The sequence below is a fragment of the Brucella haematophila genome (assembly GCF_005938105.1).
Classification (GTDB): domain Bacteria; phylum Pseudomonadota; class Alphaproteobacteria; order Rhizobiales; family Rhizobiaceae; genus Brucella; species Brucella haematophila.
The window spans coordinates 22,962-45,336 of sequence record NZ_VCPE01000001.1; the positions used below are offsets into that span (position 1 = coordinate 22,962).

The window sequence follows — 22,375 nt, forward strand, 5'->3', positions numbered from 1 at the left end:
GATGTGGCATAGAGAAGTTTACGTGTCAAAATTAGGGCATTTCCGACAAAAGGACCAATTGGTTTTGCATCGGATGATAGGGCGGCGGTTGAAAATATAATGGACAACAGGACGCCGAAGCTTCCCGGTCATATTCAAGTCATTACTCAAACACCCCATTTGAATTTTACGAATGTCGAGGTGGTGGTGACGCTGCCGACATTTCGCCGTCCCGAGCATCTTTTGCGAACGCTGGAGAGCCTGAAGGCGCAGGTGACCGAGCGGCAATTCGCGATCATCGTTGTTGAAAACGAGGCGGAGGAACAAGCGGGCGCCAAGGTTGCGGCACCACTGTTTACGGCTGGAACCTATCGCGGTCTGGTGATCGTGGAAACGCAGCGTGGCAATTGCAACGCTTATAATGCCGCCTGGCTGACCGCGCTCGGTTATTTCCCGAACATGAAACATGTTCTGGTGATCGACGATGACGAACTGGCCGATCCGTCATGGCTGGAAAACATGATGGCGGCAGCAGAACGCTATTCCGTCGATCTGGTGGGCGGTCCGCAAGTGCCGGTCTTCGACCGCCCGGGGTCTGAGGCATGGGCGCGTCATCCGGTATTTCTGCCGACCTATCAGCGCAGCGGCCCGGTGCCCACGCTTTATTCGTCGGGCAATCTCGCCGTCGCACGACCAGTGCTGGAAGCGGCGGGCTTTCCGTTTCTCGATCCGATGTTCAATTTCACGGGCGGCGGCGACTCCGATTTTATCAGTCGTTCCGTCGCCAGGGGGTTCAGGACAGGCTGGTGCGCGGAAGCGCCGGTGCATGAAACCGTCCCGGCGCGGCGGCTGGAAGGCGACTGGATCCGGGCGCGCGGTTTGCGCAACGGCATGATTTCAACCATGATGGAGCGGCGCAAGCGCAAGGACCAACCATTGGGTGCAGCGCGGGTGTTTGTCAAAAGTGCGCTTCTGCTTGGCTTCTCGCCGGTCAAGGCCTTGTACAAGGCAGTTCAGGCGCGGTCGGCTTCCGTGGGCGCCTATTATATCCATGTCGGATTGGGCCGGGTCATGGCGCATTTTGGGTATGAGAATGAGCAGTATCGCAACCCGGACAAAAACTGACAGCCGCGCCCCCGGCGCTGCTGCGGCTGGAGTTGCGGAAGCACACCGGGCGCAGCTGCGTAAGATCGCGCTGGTTGTCGCCGTGGTTGTCATGTGCATTTTGATGATTTCGTTTCGTCCTTTCATGGCCGAGCCGGAAACTGACGGCGGCGGCAGCGGCGATATCATCAATCAGCTTGGTTTCAGTCTTTTGGGGGTTGGGGTCATCGCGGCCCTTGCTACATTGACCGACCCGCGAAAGGTGGCGCGGATTGTCGGCCTCGGCTGGTCGCTGATGTTCCTTTTGTTGTTCGCGTCGTTGATGCAGAGCGTCTATCCCGGCGTGGTGATGCGCGGCGCGGTTTTCACGATGATCGGCGTTTGCTGCGTTGTCGCGGTGCTGGCCTTGCCGCAGGATGGTGATGGCTATGCGCGGCTGTTGATGACAGTGGCCTCCGTTGTGCTGGTCATTTCCTATGCCGGTGTGGTGCTGCTGCCGTCGCTTGGCACGCATGGGGCAGACCCGATCGAGCCACAGAATTCCTATCTCTGGCGCGGGGTCTTCAGCCATAAAAATGTCGCCGGCCCGGTCATGGCGGCTTTCGCTTTTTCGGGGCTCTATCTCTGGCGGCGGGGCTGGCGCGTCAGCGGCGCGCTGATCGGCCTATCGGCGCTGTTCTTCGTCTCGCAGACCGGGTCGAAAACCACCATGGCGCTGGTGCCGCTGGCCATGCTGCTGGTGATGGTGCCGGGTGCGCTCGGCCTGCGGTTTCTGACCGTCGCTGCCATCTTTTCCATTCAGTTTACGTTTGCCGTACTGACTTTCGGCTCGGTGCTGTTCGAGCCGATCCGCTCCTTTGTCGAAAGCCTGGGCGTTGACGCCACTTTCACCGGGCGCGTGTCGATCTGGCAATTCGCCATCGAAAATCTGCCGGGCCGATTATGGACTGGTTACGGCTATGAAAGTTTCTGGAAATCGCCAACGGCGCTGGAGGCGGCCAGACCTTATTATCTCGGCTGGGACGTGCGCAACATGGTCCATGCCCATAATGGTTATCTCGATCTGGTGGTGGCCATGGGGCTTCCCGGACTGATATGTGGCGTGACGGTGATCATCGTAATGCCGCTGGTCAATTACATGCGGTGCAGGCCGCAACGCGAGAACCTGCTTCTTGCCGATTATTTCCTGATGATCGTGTTCTTCTGCACGTTGAACGCGATGATGGAAAGCTTCTTCTTCCGGCGTGTTGATCCGGTCTGGCTGACCACCCTGTTCGGGATTTTCGGGCTGCGTCTGACATCCAGAATCAGCATACCGAAAAGGCTGGATTGATAATGCGCGCCGTCCCTATCGGAGATCATTCATGAATATTGCGATTGTCGGCACAGGTTTCGTTGCCGATTATTACATGACCACCTTGCGCAATTACCCCGAGCTTGTGCTGCGCGGTGTCTATGATCGGTCCCCGGAGCGGCTCAAGGCGTTTGCAGCGCATTATGGCGCACAGGTCTATGACAGTTTCGACGCCATGCTGGCCGATCCGGATGTGCAGATCGTGGTCAATCTGACGACGCCGGAAAGCCATTACGATATTTCGCGGGCGGCATTGGCGGCGGGCAAGCATGTCTATTCCGAAAAGCCGCTTGCCATGAGTTTCGATGAGGCCAAGGCGCTGGTTGAATTTGCCGCCAGTCGCGGCCTGACATTGGCTGCCGCACCTGCCAATGGTCTCAGCGATGCGCAGAAGCTGGTCTCGTCCACAATCGACGCTGTTGGCACGCCGCGCCTCGTCTATGCGCAGATGGAAGACGGTCCTGTCTTTCGCGACAAATGGTCGACATGGCGGTCGCAGTCCGGCGCGGTCTGGCCCGGCCTGCACGAATTTGAAATCGGCTGCACTCTCGAACATGCAGGCTATGCGCTGTCATGGCTGGTTTCGCTGTTTGGTCCGGTGGAAAGCGTCACAGCTTTCTCCGCGATCACCTTTCCCGACAAGGGGCCGGGCACCGAGCATCTTCAGATGGCTCCCGATTTTTCGGTCGGTTGCCTGCGTTTCAAGTCGGGCCTCGTGGCGCGACTGACATCGGGTCTTGCGATGCCGCGTGATCGCAGCCTGACGGTGGTGGGCGACAAGGGCTCGATCAGTGTCGATGATCTTTGGGACAACCGCTCCGCCGTGCGGCTTGAAAAGGCGGATGAAAAGACCCGGTTCTGGGCGCGGCTGTTCATCATCCTCGAAGTACGGATCGGCAAATTCCAATCGTGGAAGCCCGTCGCGGGCAAGAAGCTGCCCTATCCGAAGGGCAGCAAATCCGCTTTGCCCTCCTATCCGTCGCAGATCGATTTTGCGCGTGGTATCGCCGATCAGGCACGCGCCATCGAAAAGGGCGAGACGGCGTTCTTCTCCGGCGATGTGGCACTGCACATCACCGAAATCGCGCTGGCGCTCAACAATGCTGGTGACAGTGCAGCCCCATACAGGATGAAGAGCAGTTTCTAATCCCTGGACACAATGCGATGCAGGATGTCAGCCACGGCTGTACTGTCCGCCAGCGGCATGACCGGACTTGAAATCGCACCGTTCACAACGGCATCGCGTACGGCAAGCGCTTGAAACTGAAGGCCGTTGCCGGAAAAGGCGTGGCTTTCGATTTTACGGCCCGGCAGGGGCAGACGGTTGATGATCTTGCCGATCAGGCCGGAGCCTTTGCCCGGACCGAAGGGCGACTTCAGTGCACCAGCGGAATAGATCGTCAGACGCTGGGCTTTCAGGAAAGGTCCGTGCAGCAGGAGCGCGCCCTTGGTTCCCGTGATCAGCATGCGATTGTCGCCATCCCGGTCGAAGCCGCAGGAAAGCCGGGCTTCTGCATCGGGCCAGAACAGTTCAATCTCCGTGCGCAGGTCGACGCCATTGTCCGCGCGTTTGCAGCGACCTTGCGAGCGCTCCGGCGGTCCCATGAAGAACAGCGCCAGCGAGACCGGATAGACGCCGAGGTCAAATGCCGCCCCACCGCCAAGTTCGGGATCGAAGAAGCGGCTCTGTCGATCATAGGCGCGAAGATAGGAGAGGTCTGCTTCGATGCGCGTGACCTTGCCGATAGTGCCGGTCTCGATATGCCGCTTCGCCGCCTGTATGGCAGGCAGAAACCGCGACCACATCGCTTCCATGACGAAAGTCCGGCTGATTTCGCTGGCTGCGGCAAGGCGGGCTGCCCCGGCTGCATCGAGCGCCAGCGGCTTTTCGGTCAGGCAGGGCTTGCCTGCGGCGATTACCTGCAAGGTCTGGGCGACATGCATGGCGCTGGGCGTCGCAACATAGACCGCATCGATATCCAGATCGGCAAGAAATGTACCCACTGCGTTGAAGGTCTTGTCGGCGCCGACACGGTTGCCGAAGGCTTCCGCAGCTTCCAGCGTGCGCGAGCACACGGCGGAAACGCGCATGCCGTCAATGGCCGCAATATCGGCGGCAAAGGCGCTGGCAATGGCGCCCGTTCCCCATATTCCCCAGCGGAACTCGTCTCGCGCGTTTTTCTGTTGCAATCTGCGCCTCGTCCTGCCTGCATTCACATAAATGTCTTATAACCTATGATAGCAGGCCAGAAGAGTTTTTTCCCTTCGAGAAATGCTCTCCAGAACAATAAGTGGCCCCTCATCAAAGGGTGGCCGATGCGATAGATGGGATGAGGATCATGGGTGTTGGATTTGTCGTGGCCGTTGCACGCGATGGCGAACATCGCTTTTCCAAGCAGCCCGTGCCGGAAATCCATATCCTGACCGGGCTAGGCGTCGAGGGCGATGCGCATCAGGGCACAACGGTGAAGCACCGCTCACGCGTGAAGGTGGACCCGACCCAGCCCAATTTGCGACAGGTTCATCTCATTCAGGCCGAACTTTTCGACGAACTGGCGGATAAAGGGTTTCACATTGCGCCTGCCGATCTTGGCGAGAATGTCACCACGCGCGGCGTTGATCTGCTGGGCCTGCCGAGGGACGCATTGCTGAAAATCGGCAAGGATGTGGTGTTGCAGGTGACAGGCCTGCGCAATCCGTGCCCACAGATCGAAAACTTCCAGAAGGGTCTTCTTTCGGCAGTGCTCGACAAGACGCCCGATGGGGAAGTGATCCGCAAGACGGGCGTTATGACCATCGTTCTGTCCGGTGGGCATGTGCGGGCCGACGATCCGATTGAGGTCGAGCTGCCGCCTCTGCCGCATATCAAACTGGAACGGGTTTAAAATCCCAGTCCTGTTGTTGCAGCCATTTGCAGAAAGCCGCGATGGCAGCGACCCGCAGATGCGCTTTTGGGAAGACAAGATAAAAGCCCGGCACTTTTGCTTCCGGCATGGTGGTCATGATCTCACGCCCGAAAGGCGCGACGAGACGCCCAAGCTTGAGGTCTTCCTCCGCATCGGCGATGGAGAGCAGCCCGACGCCCAGGCCCGCCACGGTTGCGCGGCGCATGGTGGCGGCATCCTGAAGGCGCATATTGCCCGCTGCCGGATCGAACGCGACGCCCATATGATCCAGAACATCGGCCCATAGGTCGCCCGAAAGCACGGGATGCAGCAGCGTCATAGGGAGAAGATCGGCGGGTGACGCGATCTGGCGCGCCAGATCGGGCGTGCAGCAGATCACCTTTACGTCGCGGGTCAGCAGCCGGGTCTCATAGCTTTTCCAGCTGCCCTGAACATCGCCTCCAAAACCCCATTGTATGGCGACATCCACATCGTCGCGGGCAAAATCCGGCAGCTCCACCATGGTCGTCAGGCGCAGATCGGCGCCCGGCACAATGTCGCGAAAACCGCCCAGCTTTTCGAGCAGATAGCGTGTCGCAAAATAGGGGCTGGCATTGATGTTGATCCGGTCGCGCTGGCCGGTCTTGCTGATACGGCGGATACCCTCGGCAAATTCGGCAAAGCCGGACTGGACATAGTGGCCGAGCAGAATGGCGTTCTCGGTCGGTTCGACCGTGCGCCCTTTCCGCTCAAAGAGCTGAACGCCGGTCGTTTCTTCAAGCTGCTTGATCTGCTGGCTGACGGCTTGCGGGCTCACCAGAAGATCGTCGGCGGCGCTGCGAAAACTGCGGTGGCGCATCACCGCGTGAAACACACGCAGCGCGTTGAGAGGGGGCAGTCTGACAGTCCGCTCGCTCATATCGCTCCATCAAGAATGCCGGCTGGTCATCTATTCGCTTTTCCTGCGCCGAACCGATTTACGGTTTTGTCGGAAACGCTATTTTCTAAGTCATCGGCCCGAAGATCGGAACTGATTTCGGGCCGATGCTTCATTTTATTTCACTTGGCCGAAACATAGCCCTTCGAAATATCTTCGGTGCGGGCTTGCGGGCCGCGGTTCTGCGGCTCGCCATAACCGCCGCCGCCCGGCAGTTGCAGCACCAGCCTGCGGCCTGACGGGACATGCTGCCAGCCTTTCGGCTTCAGCTTGGTGCCGTCATCCAGAGCCACCACGCCCGGCGCGCCTTCGCCACCGCCATTGCGGCCTTTGGCGCGATGGTGAACGCGGTCGAACATCGCCGAGAAATCGAACTCGTGGCCGGGAATGGCCTCGATTTCAATCGTCTGACCGAGGCCGCCGCGATATTCGCCGTCACCGCCAGAGTCAGGACGCAGTTCCTTGCGCCAGACGACAATCGGGCCGGTATGTTCGGTCGCCTCGATCGGCATGGTCATCACGCCGGAGGGGAAAGCGGTCGCCGACAGGCCGTCGAGTTCGGGACGTGCACCCATGCCGCCAGAGTTGAACATCAGGATTTCGGCCTTGCGTCCGGCTTGGCCCGCCACGGGACGCGCCGAAATGTGGATATTCCACAATGCGGCAGCGCCTTCGGCCAAAATCTGGCCGGGCAGGGCCTTGGCCAGCGCTCCGAGAACGAGGTCAGGAACCATATGGCCGATGACGTGGCGCAGCGAAACCGGGGCCGGGCGCTCGGCATTGAGGATGTTGACCGGCGAGGAAATCGTGAACAGTTCCAGCGAGGCCCAGTTGTTGGGAATATCCGGCGCGATCACGCATTTCAGGGCATAGCAGGCATAGGCCTTGGTATAGATGATCGGGACATTGATGCCCCAGGGGCTGACGGCGTCGCTGCCCGCAAAATCGACATTGACCGTATCGCCTGCAATCTCGACCTTCGCCGCGAGCCTGATCGGCTTGTCGTAACCATCGGTGACAAGTTCGTTCGACCATCGGCCCTTCGGCAATGCGCGGATGCGATCCAGCGTCGCGGAGCGGGTGCGCGCAAAGATGAATTCGCCCAGCGTGTCGAGCGATGTCAGGCCGATTTCCTGCATCATGTCGATGAGGCGGTTATGGCCGACATCGTTACAGGCGGCGAGCGAATAGAAATCGCCGACAACCTGATTGGGCTCGCGCACATTGGCGCGCAGCATGCGCACCAGATCCTTGTTCACCGCGCCACGCTCGGCAAACTTCATGATCGGTATCTGGATGCCTTCTTCATAGACCGACTTGCCATCGGCGCCGAAACCCCGCCCGCCAACATCGACCACATGCGCCGTACAGGCAAAGAAGCCGACCAGCGTGTCGCCGAGGAAGGATGGCGACACCATGGTGATGTCGTGCAGATGACCGGTGCCTTTCCATGGATCATTGGTGACATAGGTGTCGCCGGGATACATCTCCTCGCGCGGGATTTCGGCCATGAAATGCAGCACGGCCTCAGCCATGGTGTTCACATGTCCGGGCGTGCCGGTCACGGCCTGCGCCAGCATGCGGCCCTGCGGGTCGAACACACCGGCGGACAGGTCGCCCGCCTCGCGAACCGAGGTGGAGAAGGCCGTGCGCAGAAGGGTGAGCGCCTGTTCCTCGACAACCGAGATCAGACGGTTCCACATGACCTGCATGCGGATTTCCTGTGTCGCGTCGCTCATGCTGCTGTTTCCTTGCGCAGGAGAAGAAGGGCGCCGTCATCCTGCATGACCACATCGAAGGGCGAGGTGACAACGGTGGAGGTTTCCCGTTCGACGATCACGGCTGGACCGCTGACGCGCGCGCCGGGGGCAAGCGTGTGGCGTTCCACAATGGCGGTCGTCAGATTGGCGGCCTGTGCGGGATCAAAGACGGCGCGGGTAACCGGCGTTTCGACGGTCGAGCGACCGAAGGTCAGCGCATGGCGTTCGGGTGCGGGGCGCTCGTCCTGCGCCTTGACCGACCAGGTCACGATCTCGATTTCGAGACCATCCAGTCCGTCAATGGCGCGACCGAAGAAACGGGCATAGTTTTGCCGGAAGCTGTCGCGGATCAGTTCTGCGTCGGCTTCGGTAAAGCTGCGGTCGGGCAGCGTCACCGGGATTTCCCAACCCTGGCCGACATAGCGCATGAAGGCGGTGATTTCACGCAGCACCTTACCGTTCGTGCCTGCGCGGACAAAGCCTTCCGCCGTCGTTTTCAGTTCGTCCAGCAGCGTGTTGACGCTGGCAGCCTTGAAGTCCGACATGCGAACGATCTTCGAGGCCAGCGCCTCGTAGCCGAATGGCGCCTTGAGAAAGCCGATGGCCGAGCCGACGCCTGCACCAGCAGGGATCAGGCACTGGTCGATGCCGAGCTTTTCGCACAGGCGCGCGGCATGCAGCGGAGCCGCACCGCCAAAGGCGATCATGATATTGTCGGAAATATTCTTGCCGTTTTCCACCGCGTGAACGCGGGCGGCATTGGCCATGTTCTCGTCCACCACTTCGCAGATGCCGAAGGCGGCAGGCTCGACGGCGATGTTGAGTTTGTCTCCCACATCGCGCGCCACGGCTTTGGCGGCGTTTTCTACCGATAGCCGGATTGCGCCACCGGCAAAATTATCCGGATCGAGCTTGCCGAGCAGCAGATCGGCATCGGTGATGGCCGGGCGTTCGCCGCCGCGCTGGTAGGAGGCCGGGCCGGGTTCGGAAGCGGCCGATTCCGGGCCGGTCTGGATGCGGCCCATAGCGTCGACCCACGCGATTGAGCCGCCGCCAGCGCCGATCTCGATCATCTCGATCACCGGAATGGAGATCGGCATGCCCGATCCCTTGCAGAAGCGATAGGTGCGGGCCACTTCGAACGTGCGGGCAGTCTTGGGAGCAAAATCTTCGATCAGGCAGATCTTGGCGGTCGTGCCGCCCATGTCATAGCTCACCACTCTGTCGAGGCCGAAGCGCTGCGCCACATCGGCTGCAAAGATTGCGCCGCCTGCCGGTCCTGATTCAACGAGACGCACCGGGAATTCGGATGCGGTCTCGACGGTGATCAGCCCGCCGCCGGAGTGGATGAGGAAGACCGGGCACTTCGCGCCCATCTCCGCCAGACGCACCTGCAAGCGGGAGAGATAATCGGCCATCTGCGGACGCACATAGGCATTGGCGCATACGGTGTTGAAGCGCTCGAACTCGCGCATCTGCGGCGAGACTTCGGAGGAAATGGAGACCGGAACCGAAACCTTGCGCGCAATGATATCGCGGGCGCGGCGTTCATGATCCGGGTTCATGTAGGAGTGGATGAAGCCAATGGCCACCGCGCCGAAACCGCCCGCGGCAATGGTGTCGGCAATAGCCTCCAGCGCCACCTCGTCGAGGGCCAGCAGTTCCTGCCCCTGCGCGCCGATGCGCCCTTTGACCGCAAAGCGATCCTCACGCGGGATCAGTGGCTTTGGCAGGCGCAGATTGAGATCATATTGCTCGAAGCGGCTTTCGGTACGCATTTCGATGACATCGCGAAAACCGTCTGTCGTCACAAAGGCCGTGCGCGCGCCGCGCCGTTCGATCAGCGCGTTGGTGGCCAGCGTGGTGCCATGAATGACAATGTCGAGATCGGCAGGGCTGATACCCGCATCGCGGGTCACAACGGCAATGCCGTCGAGGATCGCCTGTTCGGGCGCGCTGTAATTGGTCAGAACCTTCGTGGAATAGAGCGCACCTTTGCATTCGAGCGCGATGTCGGTGAAGGTGCCGCCGATATCAGCGCCAAGGCGGATGGTCTGGCTCATGCTGGTTCCTTTTTAGAGCGCATCCCGAAAAGTGTGAAACGGTTTTCGGAAACGATGCGCGTTAAAATAGAGAGCTAAACTGCTGATCTGATCCAATCAGACTGGCACTTTAGCGAGGGCTGCGGCGCGCATCTGGCTGAGCGTCTGGCGCGGTGTCAGCGCTTCGGGCGAAATGTCGAGATCGAGCACAGCGCCGCTGCGCGATGCGCGAGCGCGGGCAAAAGCGGCAGGGAAGTCTTCCGTCCGCTCCACACGCTCCGCGTGAAAGCCATAGGCTTTGGCAAGCGCCACGAAATCGGGGTTGTCCATGGTCGTTCCAGACACACGGCCCGGATAATTCCGCTCCTGATGGGCGCGGATCGTGCCATAGATACCGTTGTTGAGGATGAGCACGATGGGTTGCGCGCCAGCCTGTTTGGCGGTTGCCAGTTCCTGACAGTTCATCTGGAAATCGCCGTCACCGGCAAAGCAGACGACCGTGCGCTCCGGAAAGGCCACTTTCGCGGCAACAGCTGCGGGGAGGCCATAACCCATCGCGCCCGATTGCGGTGCGAGCAGGCGGCTCTTCTTGCCGAATTTGAAAAACTTGTTGGGCCAGACGGTGAAATTGCCTGCGCCATTGGTGAGAATGGCGTCGTCGGGCAGCACATCGCGGACATGCTCCATCGCCACCACCATATCGACCGGCGAAGGCTGCGAAGGCGCCGAAAAACTGGCCTCGAAAGCGGCGCGGGCATCGGCCCGCCATTTGTTCCAGTCGCCTTTGATTGGCTTCAAGGCCGTAGCGAAAGCATTGGCGCCAGCCTGAATGCCGAGTGTGGGTTGGTAGATCTTGCCGATCTCCCGGTCCGAACCGTGGACATGGATGAGCTTTTGCGCCGGAACCGGCACGGAAAGCAGCGTATATCCATCCGTTGTCATTTCGCCGAAGCGGACATTGATCGCGAGGATAAGGTCGGCATCGCGGATCAGCGCCTTGACATGCGGCAGCATGCCGACGCCTGCCTCGCCGACGAAGGCGGGCGAGAAATTGTCGAACTGGTCCTGATAGCGGAAGGCAGCGACAACCGGAATGTCGGAGGCTTCAGCGAAGCTTTGCAGGGCGTCGCGTCCGGCCTCAGTCCAGTTGATGCCGCCCATCAGGATGACAGGCCGTCTGGCTGCGCCGAGCAAGGTCTGCACGTCGTCCAGAACGGCGGCGGAAGGTGCGGCTTCGCTGATCTTTGCGGGGCCGGAAAGGGGGGCTGCATCTGTTGCCGAGGTCAGCATATCTTCCGGCAAGGCGATGACCACCGGGCCGGGGCGTCCCGTGGTCGCCGTCGTCCAGGCGCGGGCCAGAATTTCGGGGATACGGTCGATATCATCGATTTCGGTCGCCCATTTGGCCATGGTGCCGAAGACGGCGCGGTAATCGATTTCCTGAAAGGCTTCACGGCCCTTCATGTCGGTTCCGACCTGTCCGACAAAGATCAGCATCGGCACGGAATCCTGCATGGCGGTGTGAATGCCGATGGAAGCGTTGGTGACGCCGGGGCCGCGTGTGACGAAGCAGAGGCCCGGTTCGCCGGTGAGCTTGCCCCAGGCTGCTGCCATAAAGGAAGCGCCGCCTTCGTTGCGGCAAAGCACAAAGTCGAGCGCGCCCTTGGTATCGTGCAATGCGTCGAGCACGGCGAGATAGCTTTCTCCCGGCACGCCGAAAGATTTTCTGGCTCCCAAAGCGACGAGGCTTTCGACGAGAAGCTGGCCTCCGTTACGCATCCCTGATTCCTTCCTGTGCGCCTTTTCGGCAATCACCTTGTGAATGATCATGCCAGCCGGAGCGTTTTCACGAAATCAAGATAATCCGGCAATTGGCAAGTTTTACTTGTCTATCGGTGGAGCTATTCGTGGGCTTTTCGCGCGCGCATAGCTGTTCGGTGCGCGGCTCTTGCGAGCCATGCCCGGTATGATGGTGATGAAAAGACAAAGGCGACGCAGAGCGTCGCCTTTGTCTTAGTTTTCCTGAAACTTGACCATGGAGCCGCCGCCGGTCGCCTGATCGGTCGGGAAGACTTCGACGCGGGAAACATCGACAAAGACCGGCAGTTCGATCACCTGACCGATGATCTGGGCGATGTTTTCCGGCTGGATCGGGCGATAGCCATCGTAAAGCACGGCTTGTGCCTGATTGTCGGGGATCGATGTCCGGTAGAGAGCAGTCTGCACACGCCCCGGCACGATTTCGCTGACGCGAACAGACGTGCCCAGAAGATCGCAACGCAGATTGTCGCAAAACAGGCTCAGGCCAGCCTTGGAGGGGCCGTAAGCGCCCATATTCGGATAAGGCGCCTGACCGCCGCTCGATCCGATATAGATGAGGTGGCCGCGCTTGCGTGCCACCATGCCGGGCAGAAAGGCGCGGGTCAGATGCATCGGCGCTTTGAGATTGATATCGACCATGGCGTCGATCTCGTCGGGGTCAATCTCGTGAAACAAAGCGCGGGTGGAAAGAATGCCCGCATTGTTGATCAGGATGTCGACCTCGACGCCAGAAAGTGCAGCCTCGATTGCCTTCGTGTCGCGCACATCGGCCTCAACCGTGAGCGCACCAGTTTCTGCGGCAAGTGCTGCCAGCGCCTGACTGTTGCGACCGACGGCATAGACGGTCAGCCCGCGCTCGCGCAGCCGCGCGACGGTGGCCTTGCCGATGCCGCTCGTGGCGCCGGTGACAAGCGCAACGCGGTAGGGATCAGACATAGATATAGCCTCCGCTGACCACCACATTCTCGCCAGTGGCATAGGTATTGCGACCGGAGGCCATCATGACGATCCATTGCGCCATTTCCACCGGCTCGGCGGCGCGTCCAAGCGCGCTTGCCTTGGCGAGTTCCGGCAGGAAACCAAGTTCCTTGGCGCGGTCGGTGGCAAAGCCTGCCGGTGCAACGGAATTGACCAGAATCTGGTCCTTGGCACATTCCTGCGCGAAGGATTTGGTCAGGCTGACGACGGCTGCCTTTGTGGCTGCATAATGCGCGTTTTGCGGATGCGCCTTGAAGGCGTCGACCGAGGTGACATTGACGATGCGGCCTGTGACGTGCGGCACATCGACGAACTGCCTCATATGCAGAACGGCGGCCACCATCATGTGATAGGTGCCCTTGACGTTGATGGCGTTTTCCAGATCCCAGTCTTCATCTGTGATTTCAAGGATTGGCTTGCGCGGATAGATGGCTGCGCTGTTGACGAGCGCATGCACGCGGCCTAGCTTGCCCGCGACGTCGTTGAAGCCCTTATGGGCAGATTCGGCTCGCGAAATATCTGCGACCGAAGTCGCGACTTCAACGCCCAGTCCGCGCAAGGTTTCTGCGGAGCTGGCGAGTAGTTCCGCATTGCGGTCTATGAGGCCGATTTTGGCCGCTCCGTTTTCCACCATCAGCTTTGCTGTCGTCAAACCCAGTCCCGAAGCGCCGCCGACAATGATAATGGTCTGATCTTTCACGTTCCGCCTCTTATTGGTCTTGCGTGGGAAGAATTGTATGTTATCACTTATATGCCAAGTTGAAGGCGATGCAAGAGGTTTTTTGAGTCCCACATGATTCCGTCCCTGATCAGGAAACAGCCCTTCAATGGCCTGACACTCGAACTCTCGCAACACCTGGCCCAGGGGGGCTTTCAAGGTGAAGTGGAGGTCGGTGACAGCTCGCGTACCGTCTATTCCACCGACAATTCCATCTATCAGGTGGAGCCGACCGGCATCGTGTTTCCCAAGGGAACCGACGACCTGAAAATCCTTGCCACGGTTCTGGAACAGCCTGCATTTCGTGACGTGGTGATTTCGCCGCGTGGCGGCGGCACCGGCACCAATGGCCAGTCCCTGACGTCCGGCATCGTGGTTGACTGCTCGCGCCATATGAACCGCATTCTGGAGATCGATACGGAACGGCGTGTGGCCCGCGTTCAATCCGGTGTGGTGAAGGATCAGCTCAACAAGGCATTGAAGCCTTATGGCCTGTTTTTCGCGCCGGAGCTTTCCACTTCCAACCGCGCCACCATTGGCGGCATGGTCAGCACGGATGCATGCGGGCAGGGGTCCTGCCTTTATGGCAAGACCAGCAATCACATTCTGGGGCTGCATGTCGTCCTGACCAACGGCGAGGAATTGTGGTCCCGCCCGCTCGACGGGTCAGCGCTGGCGCAAGCCCAGGCGAAGCCCGGCCGTGTCGGTGAAATCTATCGCGCCGTCGAACGCATCGCGACCGAGAAGCGGGCGCTGATCGACGAGATTTTCCCCAATCTCAATCGCTATATGACGGGCTATGATCTGAAGCATCTGTGGCGCGAGGATGGTCGTTTCGACCTCAACGCCATTCTGTGCGGATCGGAAGGTACGCTGGCCATGATCGCGGAGATCGAGGTCAATCTTCTGCCGATCCCGGCGCATGCGCTGCTGATCAATATCCGCTACGACAGTTTCAACACGGCGCTGGAACATGCCCGCGCGCTGGTCGCGCTGAAGGTCGCTTCGGTCGAAACCATCGACGAGAAGGTGCTGGGGCTCGCCAAGAAGGATATTGTCTGGCCGGGCATTGCGCGTTTCTTCCCGGATGATGCCAGCAGCCCGACCAATGGCATCAATATTGTCGAGCTGGTGGCCGATGACGCAGATGAGCTTGAAAGCAAGTTCCGGCATGTTGTCGCTGCGCTCGATGCCGATCAGTCCGGCGGTGGCAAGCCTTACACCATTGCGCGCGATCCGAAGGATATCGAGGCGATCTGGACGATGCGCAAGCGCTCGGTCGGTCTGCTTGGCAATGTCGACGGGCCGGTGCGTCCGGTGCCTTTCGTGGAAGACACGGCGGTTCCGCCGGAAAACCTTGCCGCCTATATTCGCGAATTCCGGGCGCTTCTGGACGGGGAAGGCCTCAGCTACGGCATGTTCGGCCATGTCGATGCCGGCGTGTTGCATGTGCGCCCGGCGCTTGATCTGACGCGGACCGATCACGAGCCGCTGGTACGCAAGATCAGCGACGGCGTGGTTGCGCTGACGCGCAAATATGGCGGCGTGCTGTGGGGCGAACATGGCAAGGGCGTGCGTTCGGAATATGTGCCCGAATTCTTCGGTGCGCTTTATCCGAGCTTGCAGGAAATCAAGGGTCTGTTCGACCCGCGCAACCGGCTCAATCCCGGCAAGATAGCGACGCCGTCTTCGCAGGCGTTGTTGAAGATTGATGAAGTGCCGCTGCGCGGTCAGTTTGACCGGATCATCGGTCTGGAAATCCGCGAGGCTTTCGACAACGCCGCCTATTGCAACGGCAATGGCGCCTGTTTCGATTTCGATGATGCCAGCCTGATGTGCCCGTCCTACAAGGCAACACGGGACCGTCGTTATTCGCCGAAAGGCCGCGCTTCGCTGATGCGCGAATGGCTGCGTCTGATGGCGGAGAGCGGAAAAGACCCGCGCAAGGAAGCCGGACAGGCCCGCAACGCCGGTGCCATTCGCACGCTGCCTGCGCGTCTGTGGAACTCGATCAACCCAGCCAATCGCAACGATTTCTCGCATGAAGTGCGCGAGGCGATGGATAGCTGCCTCGCCTGCAAGGCCTGCGCCGGGCAATGTCCGGTCAAGGTCAGCGTTCCGGCGTTCCGGGCCAAGTTCCTCGAAATCTACTATGGACGCTATGCCCGCCCGATCAAGGACATGATGGTGGCGAGTATCGAGAACACGCTGCCTTTGTTCGCGCGGCTGAAGCCTGCTTACAATGCATGGGTGCGCTCCGGTCTGGGTCGGGCTGCCATGCGCCGGGCCGGGCTGACGGCCTTGCCGGAGATGCCCGCTCTGTCGCTGACACGTGAAGCGCAGCGCATGGGTGTGGCTGTGGCAACGCCTGAACGCATGCGCAAACTTTCGGATGCGCAGCGGCAAGAGGCGGTTGTGTTCGTTCTGGATGCCTTCACAGCCCATTTCGATCCGGCTGTCGGGCTGTCGGCTTTGCAACTCGCCCGCAAGATGGGCTTCACGCCTTATCTCGCTGCGCCCAACCAGAACGGCAAGGCGCTGCACGTCCACGGCTATCTGGGCGCCTTCGAGAAAACCGCGTCGAAGTCCATCCGCTATCTCAACGAACTGGCGGAAATGGGCATTGCGCTGGTCGGTCTCGACCCGTCGATGACGCTGACCTATCGCAGCGAATATAAGGGTGTCGAGGCGGCGCGGATCAAGGCGCAGGTCAATCTGATGCAGGAATGGCTGGAGGCCAATCGCGACCGTCTGCGCGGGCTCGACAATGCGGCGGATGAAAAGCGTCTGCGTCTGCTGGGGCACTGCACGGAGCGCAGCAATGTTCCATCATCGATGAAGCAATGGAAATCCGTGTTCCAGCAGATCGGCGTGGAACTGGATGTGCCGGAAACGGGCTGTTGCGGCATGGCGGGCACTTTCGGCCACGAGGTCCGCAATCGCCCGATTTCGGAAAAGCTGTTCGCTGCGAGCTGGAATGGTATTCTCGCATCGTCCGGCGAGAAGGATATAGTCATGGCCACCGGCTATTCTTGCCGTTCTCAGGTCAAGGCGATTGAACGCCGGTCCATCCGGCATCCTGTTCAGATACTCAATGAAATGGTACTGCCCTTATAGTTAGACATATCGTGATTTATAAAATCAAATAACCAGCGCTGGAGTTAAATGTCGTGTCAATCATTACCCAACGCGGAAATCTGGCGGAAATTGTCGTCGCGGAACTGACGACCCGGATAGACTCGGGTCTCTATGGTCCGGGCGACAAGCTGCCGTCCAGCGCCCAGCTATGTGAAGAGTTTGGCGTCAGCAGAACCGTCATCCGCGAGGCGCTGACCTCGCTCAAGGTCGCCGGTCGTGTTACTACGCGGCAGGGTGCGGGCGTGTATGTCACCGACAAGGACGTGAAGGCGCTCAATTACGAGATCAGCCGGATCGACGATATTCGCTCCGCAATGCAGATTCTCGAATTACGGCTTGGTGTGGAAATGCAGTCGGTGGCGCTTGCCGCCACCCGCCGCACGCCGGAGGCGCTGGCGGAAATCGCCCGCGCTTACGATCATCTGGAAAATCTCGAAACCGACGATCCGGAAGTCGAGGCACGCGCCGATTTCGATTTCCACCTTGCAATTGCGCGGGCAACCCGCAATCCGCATTTCCCGAGCTTTCTGGAAGCGGTGATCGGCGAGATCAACTTCGATCTGCTCCTGAAGCATCGCCAGCCCGTGCGGGCTTCGCGGTCCTATCTCAAGAAGATCAACAAGGAACATGCGATGATCCTTGCCGCGATCACGCAGGGCGATGCAAAGGCGGCGCGCAATGCGCTGGTCGCGCATCTGGAGGAAAGCCTCAATCGTTATCGTTCCTTGCTGGAAGAACCGGCCAGCGATGCGCTGACGGACTGAGCAGCGAAAACAAAAAGAAAAGCCCGGAACCGGTGACGGTTTCGGGCTTTTTGATTTTGTCCGCAAGGCCGGTCAGATCACGGCATCTTCCAGGAATGGACGATTGGCCGTCACGCGCTCATAGCCGAAGGGCGAGAGGTCGAGCGTTTTGAACGCGCCATAGATGATCAACTCGCTCAAGCCGCGCCCCATGGCTGGCGACTGCTGCAATCCGTGACCGGAAAACCCGTTGGCGAACAGGAAGTTCTTCACCTCGGTATGAGGTCCCAGAACGACATTGTGATCGAGCGTGCAATAGTCGTAATGGCCAGCCCATGAGTTGACGACCTTGATCGCCTCAAAGGCCGGAACGCGATTGGCCAAGGTCGGCCAGATTTCCTCGTCGAATTCGTCGTGCATGACATCGAAATCGTTCGGGTCGACTTCCGGGTCGTGCTTGGGATAGGTGCCCATCAGGTAGAACTTGCCTTCAGGCCGGAAGAACACGCCGCTTGGGTCGATGGTCAGGCCCACCTTGCCGTCCAGTGGTGTGCGGCAATCGACGACGAACAGCGAACGGCGGCGCGGTTCGACCGGAATGTCCAGCCCGGCCATGCGGGCGACTTTCTTGCCGTTGGTGCCGGACGTGTTGACCATCGTGCCGCAGGCAATCGTCTGCCCACTTTTGGTGGTCACGGAGACAATGCGGTCGCCCTCACGGTTGACGGCCACCACCTCGTCCTCGATATATTCGACGCCAAGCGAGCGCGCCTTCTTGCGAAAACCCTGCATGAGCGCGGAACTGTCGAACCAGCCTTCGCCGCGTTCGCCGGTGCTGCCAAGCGTCAACCCCTCAAGATTGAGCCAGGGAAAGCGCTGGCCAAGCCCATCAACGTCGAGCAGCGAAACTTCCGCGCCGCAGGAAACCTGCGTTTCATGATTGCGTCGCAGAACCTGATCGCCGCGGTCATCGGCGGCGAGGAACAGATAGCCCGCTTCGTGGAAGCCGATTTCCGGCGTGTCGTCATCGACGGCCACGTTTTCGCGGAAATTGCGGATGAATTCCGTGCCGAAGCGCGAAACCTGCACATTGATGGCGTTGGAAAACTGATGACGGATGGAGCTGGACGACAGCGCCGTTGCCGAGCGCTGATAGGTCCAGTCCTTTTCGATCACCAGTATGGTGCCGTTGAAATCGGGGTTGGTCGCCAGAAAATAGGCGGTCGCGCTGCCCACAACCGCGCCGCCGACAATGACGACATCATAGGAAGTCCTGGAAGCCTGCATTGTAAGCCTACTTGTTTTCGTCTTCGAAATGACCAGCGGCGCAGAAGCTGCCACCCTGAAACCGGACTGCCGGATCGTTGGGATCGCCCTGCGGCGTCTTGGCGAAAACCGCATCGCGATAATCGTCGGCGCTGTCCTTGGCCTTGTAGCCAAGCACGGCGGCGGTACGGTTGTCCCAGAAGGATTCGCTGTTGTTCGACATGCCATAGGCGACCATGAAGCCGACACGCGGTGCCGACAGGCACTTTTCAACGAGCTGGCGGCAGTCTTCGAAGGACAGCCAGGTGATCAGATGGCGACGGTCGGTCGGTTCCGGAAAGGAGGAGCCAATGCGGACGCAGACGGTTTCGATGCCGAACTTGTCGAAATAATACCGGGCCAGATTTTCCACGAAGGTTTTGGAGACGCCATAAAGGCTGTCCGGGCGCGTCTGAACAGTGCCGTCAATGGTATCCGTCCGCTCGTAATAGCCGATGGCATGGACGGAACTTGCAAAGACGATGCGCTTCACGCCGTGGCGGCGGGCTGCCTCGTAAATATTGTAGCCGCCGGAAATGTTGGAATCGAGGATGGTCTTCCATGGCGCTTCGACCGACTGTCCGCCCATATGTATGATGGCGTCGCAGCCTTCGACAGCGCGCGAAACCGCGTCAAAGTCCGCGAGATCGGCGGGGAAGTCCTCTTCATGCGGCGCAAGATCCTGACACGGTTCCAGCGCCGACAAGCGCACGATCTGGCCCAGCCGCGTTCCCGATTTGCGCAGCTCCGATCCGAGGCGACCGGCAGCACCGGTCAACAGCGTTCTTTGAAAGTGGGTCATGAAGAGGTCCTAATTAGCGAAGTTTTGCGAGGGCATCGGATGTGCGCTCGATGGCTGCGGTCAGGTTTTCCCGGGAGGTCGCGAAAGAGAGGCGGATGTAAGGCTCAACGCCGAAGGCTGCGCCGGGAACGGTGGCGACCTTGCCTTCGGTCAGAAGATAGGAAGCGAGCATCGTATCATTCGCAATCAGAGTGCCGTCCGGCGTCACTTTACCGATATAGGCGGCGCATTTCGGGAAGAGATAGAATGCACCTTCCGGCGCGCGCACTTCAAGCCCCGCAATGGCGCCAAAGCCCTTTGTCACCAGTTCGCCACGCGCCTTGTATTCCGCAACCGCCGTCCGCACGAAATCCTGCGGGCCGTTGAGGGCGGCCGCTGCCGCAATCTGCGTGATTGAGGAGGGGCAGGTGGTGCTCTGCGACTGGAGCTTGTTGAGCACCTTGGTCAGTTCTTTCGGACCCGCCGCATAACCGAGACGCCAGCCGGTCATGGCATAGGCCTTGGAAACGCCGTTGATGATCAATGTGCGGTCGCGCAGATCGGGGCAGGCAATGGCGAATGACGTGAAGGGCGTGTCGCCGCAGACGATGTGTTCGTAGATTTCATCCGACATGATCGCGACGCGCGGATGGCGCGCCAGCACTTCGCCCAGCGCCTTCAATTCATCCGCCGTATAGATCGCGCCGGTTGGATTGGATGGCGAGTTGAACAGAAACCAGCGGGTTTTCGGGGTGATTGCCGCTTCCAGTCGCTCCGGCGTGATCTTGAAATCGTCTTCCACACCGCAGGCGATCACTTTCGGCAGGCCGCCATGCAGGATCACCAGATCGGTATAGGACACCCAGTAAGGAGCAGGAACGATCACTTCATCGCCCGGCTCCAAAGTGCCGAGAAAGGCGTTGAACAGGATCTGTTTTGCGCCATTGCCGATCGAGATTTCGTCCAGCGCATAGTCGAGACCGTTCTCGCGCCTGAACTTATCGACAATGGCCTGGCGCAACTCCGGCAGGCCGTCAGGTGCCGTATAGCGCGTGATGCCGCTGCGCATCGCGCCGATTGCCGCCTCGACAATATGCGACGGCGTATCAAAATCCGGCTCGCCGAGCGACAGGTCGAGGACGTTTTCGCCTCTGGCCCGCATGGCCTTGGCCGCCATCGAAACGGCCATCGACGGTGAGGATTTGATGGTCGCCGCGCGCCGGCTTTCGAACGCGATCATGTTCATGTCTGGGCTCCCTGGCCTGTGGTTCCTGGCGTGTCGCCGATCACGGCGTTTCTTTGTGCTGGGTCGTATGGAGGCGGGTGGAAGATCGGGCCGTCGATGTCTGGAATTGATGCGTCTTGATGGTGTCGGGCCACGCTCATTCGTATTTCCACTTGACGATCTTTAAATACGTCACTTATCATATATGTGTCAACATGAAAACAAGCCGCAAAAACGGCGGTTCAGCTGGCCGGTTTTTGTTTGGTGGAGGTAATAGGCAAGCAAAATCAGACGATTGGCGCGATGCGACCAGTCGCGTGGAAATGGCGAAGGCCGGGAGTGGCCATAACGTTTCCAGTGAGAATATAGAGCGATTTTGCCCCGAAAATGCATGCAAGCAAAGAATTGGAGCGGTTCGAACACTTCCATCGGAACAGAAATCGCTTCGATAAGAACAACGGTTAAAACCAGAGGGAAACTCCATGAAATCCATCGCAAGACTTCTCGCCGGATCGGCCATCGCGTCCGGTCTCCTGCTGTCGCAGGCCTTTGCAGCCGACACGATCAAGATCGGTGTTGCAGGCCCGATGACAGGCCCCAACGCTACATTCGGTGAACAGGTTTACAGCGGCGTTTCCGCTTATGTGAACGATGTGAACGCCAGCGGCGGCATCAATGGCAAGCAGATCGAACTGGTGAAGGGCGACGATGCCTGTGAACCGAAGCAGGCGATTGCCGTTGCCAACCGTTTTGTCGATCAGGACAAGGTTCAGGCGGTGATCGGCCATTTCTGCTCGTCGAGCACCATCCCCGCTTCTGAAATCTACAATGATGCAGGCATTCTGGAGATGGCTCCTGCATCCACCAATCCAACCGTGACCGAGCGTGGTCTGGAAACCGTGTTTCGCGGTTGCGGACGCGACGATCAGCAGGCAGTCGTCGCCGGTGCGTTCATTCTCGATACGTTGAAGCGGGACAAGATCGCGCTGATCCATGACAAGGACACCTATGGTCAGGGCCTCGTCGATGCAGTCAAGAAGACCATCGAAGCACGTGGCATCAAGCCGGTTCTTTATGAAGGCCTGACGCGCGGCGAGCGCGACTTCAATGCACTGGTGACCAAGATCAAGAGCTCCGGCGCAACGGCCGTTTATTTTGGCGGTCTTATTCCGGAAGGCGGCCCGCTGATCCGCCAGATCAAGGAACAGGGTCTGGATGTGGTTGTGGTGAGCGGCGATTCCTTCGCGCAGGCCGAGCTGATTGCGGCGGCTGGCGGCGCGGGCAATCTGAAGAACGTCTATTATTCAGCAACGCCGGACCCGCTGGCCGACCCGTCGACCAAGGGCGTTCAGGATGCGCTGAAGAAGGCGAATATCACGCCAGCCAACTACACGCTCTATGGCTACGCCAATGCGCAGGCCATTGTGGCTGCGTTGAAGGCGGGTGACGACATCAAGGCCCAGACCAACTGGCTGCGCAACAACACGGTTGATTCCGCCATTGGCAAGATCACCTGGGACGAGAAGGGCGACATCAAGGACTTCAAGTTCGTCTTCTATAATTTCGACGATAAGGGAACCCCAGTTCTCGTCAATTAAGGCTCTA

General features: G+C 59.7%; 17 protein-coding genes. 7 read left to right on the plus strand and 10 right to left on the minus strand.

Features of this window, described 5'->3' with window-relative positions; genetic code table 11:
• Positions 1 to 99 precede the first annotated feature (99 nt).
• Genes FGI60_RS00110 through FGI60_RS00120 form a run of 3 tightly spaced genes read left to right on the plus strand, consistent with a single transcriptional unit; the run spans position 100 to position 3,584 of the window.
• Positions 100 to 1,104: a glycosyltransferase family 2 protein gene (locus FGI60_RS00110; RefSeq protein WP_138783407.1), complete on the plus strand. Its 1,005-nt coding sequence runs from the start codon at positions 100 to 102 to the stop codon at positions 1,102 to 1,104.
• Positions 1,073 to 2,416 (plus strand): O-antigen ligase family protein, encoded by a 1,344-nt coding sequence (locus tag FGI60_RS00115; protein ID WP_138783408.1) that lies wholly within the window; start codon positions 1,073 to 1,075, stop codon positions 2,414 to 2,416. Before FGI60_RS00110 ends, FGI60_RS00115 begins: the two co-directional genes overlap by 32 nt.
• A 31-nt stretch (positions 2,417 to 2,447) precedes the next feature.
• Positions 2,448 to 3,584 carry a Gfo/Idh/MocA family protein gene (locus FGI60_RS00120; protein WP_138783409.1) on the plus strand — a complete coding sequence of 379 codons (1,137 nt, stop codon included), beginning with the start codon at positions 2,448 to 2,450 and terminating at the stop codon, positions 3,582 to 3,584.
• Here the strand turns inward: FGI60_RS00120 and FGI60_RS00125 are convergent.
• Positions 3,581 to 4,627, minus strand: a complete 1,047-nt coding sequence (locus FGI60_RS00125; protein WP_138783410.1) for a Gfo/Idh/MocA family protein — start codon at positions 4,625 to 4,627, stop codon at positions 3,581 to 3,583. The genes FGI60_RS00120 and FGI60_RS00125 overlap by 4 nt on opposite strands.
• A gap of 149 nt (positions 4,628 to 4,776) precedes the next feature.
• Here FGI60_RS00125 and FGI60_RS00130 point away from each other — a divergent pair, with 149 nt between their 5' ends.
• Positions 4,777 to 5,322, plus strand: coding sequence for an MOSC domain-containing protein (locus tag FGI60_RS00130; protein WP_171058655.1), 546 nt, complete (start codon positions 4,777 to 4,779; stop codon positions 5,320 to 5,322).
• Here the strand turns inward: FGI60_RS00130 and FGI60_RS00135 are convergent.
• The 6 genes from FGI60_RS00135 to FGI60_RS00160 form a co-directional block, all read right to left on the minus strand.
• The gene (locus tag FGI60_RS00135) at positions 5,303 to 6,241 is read right to left on the minus strand and encodes a LysR family transcriptional regulator (RefSeq protein WP_138783412.1); all 939 of its coding nucleotides are present in this window, start codon (positions 6,239 to 6,241) and stop codon (positions 5,303 to 5,305) included. The genes FGI60_RS00130 and FGI60_RS00135 overlap by 20 nt on opposite strands.
• A 140-nt stretch (positions 6,242 to 6,381) precedes the next feature.
• On the minus strand, positions 6,382 to 7,998 hold the full coding sequence (locus FGI60_RS00140; RefSeq protein WP_138783413.1) for a hydantoinase B/oxoprolinase family protein: 1,617 nt from the start codon (positions 7,996 to 7,998) through the stop codon (positions 6,382 to 6,384).
• Positions 7,995 to 10,082: a hydantoinase/oxoprolinase family protein gene (locus FGI60_RS00145; protein WP_138783414.1), complete on the minus strand. Its 2,088-nt coding sequence runs from the start codon at positions 10,080 to 10,082 to the stop codon at positions 7,995 to 7,997. The genes FGI60_RS00140 and FGI60_RS00145 overlap by 4 nt, the downstream gene beginning before the upstream one ends.
• A 96-nt stretch (positions 10,083 to 10,178) precedes the next feature.
• The gene (locus FGI60_RS00150; protein WP_138783415.1) at positions 10,179 to 11,840 is read right to left on the minus strand and encodes a thiamine pyrophosphate-binding protein; all 1,662 of its coding nucleotides are present in this window, start codon (positions 11,838 to 11,840) and stop codon (positions 10,179 to 10,181) included.
• A gap of 234 nt (positions 11,841 to 12,074) precedes the next feature.
• Positions 12,075 to 12,818: an SDR family oxidoreductase gene (locus FGI60_RS00155; RefSeq protein WP_138783416.1), complete on the minus strand. Its 744-nt coding sequence runs from the start codon at positions 12,816 to 12,818 to the stop codon at positions 12,075 to 12,077.
• Positions 12,811 to 13,560: an SDR family NAD(P)-dependent oxidoreductase gene (locus tag FGI60_RS00160; RefSeq protein ID WP_078339036.1), complete on the minus strand. Its 750-nt coding sequence runs from the start codon at positions 13,558 to 13,560 to the stop codon at positions 12,811 to 12,813. The genes FGI60_RS00155 and FGI60_RS00160 overlap by 8 nt, the downstream gene beginning before the upstream one ends.
• A gap of 93 nt (positions 13,561 to 13,653) precedes the next feature.
• On the opposite strand from FGI60_RS00160, the gene ydiJ reads away from it, so the two are divergent.
• Together ydiJ and FGI60_RS00170 are read left to right on the plus strand one after the other, a co-directional pair.
• Positions 13,654 to 16,695 (plus strand): D-2-hydroxyglutarate dehydrogenase YdiJ, encoded by a 3,042-nt coding sequence (ydiJ, locus tag FGI60_RS00165; protein WP_138783417.1) that lies wholly within the window; start codon positions 13,654 to 13,656, stop codon positions 16,693 to 16,695.
• A 53-nt stretch (positions 16,696 to 16,748) separates the two neighbouring features.
• On the plus strand, positions 16,749 to 17,480 hold the full coding sequence (locus FGI60_RS00170; protein WP_078339034.1) for a FadR/GntR family transcriptional regulator: 732 nt from the start codon (positions 16,749 to 16,751) through the stop codon (positions 17,478 to 17,480).
• Positions 17,481 to 17,552: 72 nt separating this feature from the next.
• Here FGI60_RS00170 and FGI60_RS00175 read toward each other — a convergent pair whose 3' ends face one another.
• From FGI60_RS00175 to FGI60_RS00185, 3 genes are read right to left on the minus strand one after another with little or no spacing between them, the layout of a single operon-like run.
• A complete protein-coding gene (locus FGI60_RS00175) occupies positions 17,553 to 18,746 on the minus strand; it encodes an NAD(P)/FAD-dependent oxidoreductase (RefSeq protein WP_138783418.1) in 1,194 nt (397 codons plus the stop codon).
• Positions 18,747 to 18,753: 7 nt separating this feature from the next.
• The gene (locus FGI60_RS00180) at positions 18,754 to 19,566 is read right to left on the minus strand and encodes an NAD-dependent epimerase/dehydratase family protein (protein WP_138783419.1); all 813 of its coding nucleotides are present in this window, start codon (positions 19,564 to 19,566) and stop codon (positions 18,754 to 18,756) included.
• A gap of 13 nt (positions 19,567 to 19,579) precedes the next feature.
• Complete coding sequence (locus FGI60_RS00185; RefSeq protein ID WP_171058656.1) at positions 19,580 to 20,791, minus strand: pyridoxal phosphate-dependent aminotransferase; 1,212 nt, start codon at positions 20,789 to 20,791, stop codon at positions 19,580 to 19,582.
• 461 nt (positions 20,792 to 21,252) lie between these two features.
• Here FGI60_RS00185 and FGI60_RS00190 point away from each other — a divergent pair, with 461 nt between their 5' ends.
• Complete coding sequence (locus FGI60_RS00190) at positions 21,253 to 22,368, plus strand: branched-chain amino acid ABC transporter substrate-binding protein (protein ID WP_078339030.1); 1,116 nt, start codon at positions 21,253 to 21,255, stop codon at positions 22,366 to 22,368.
• Positions 22,369 to 22,375: the final 7 nt, after the last annotated feature.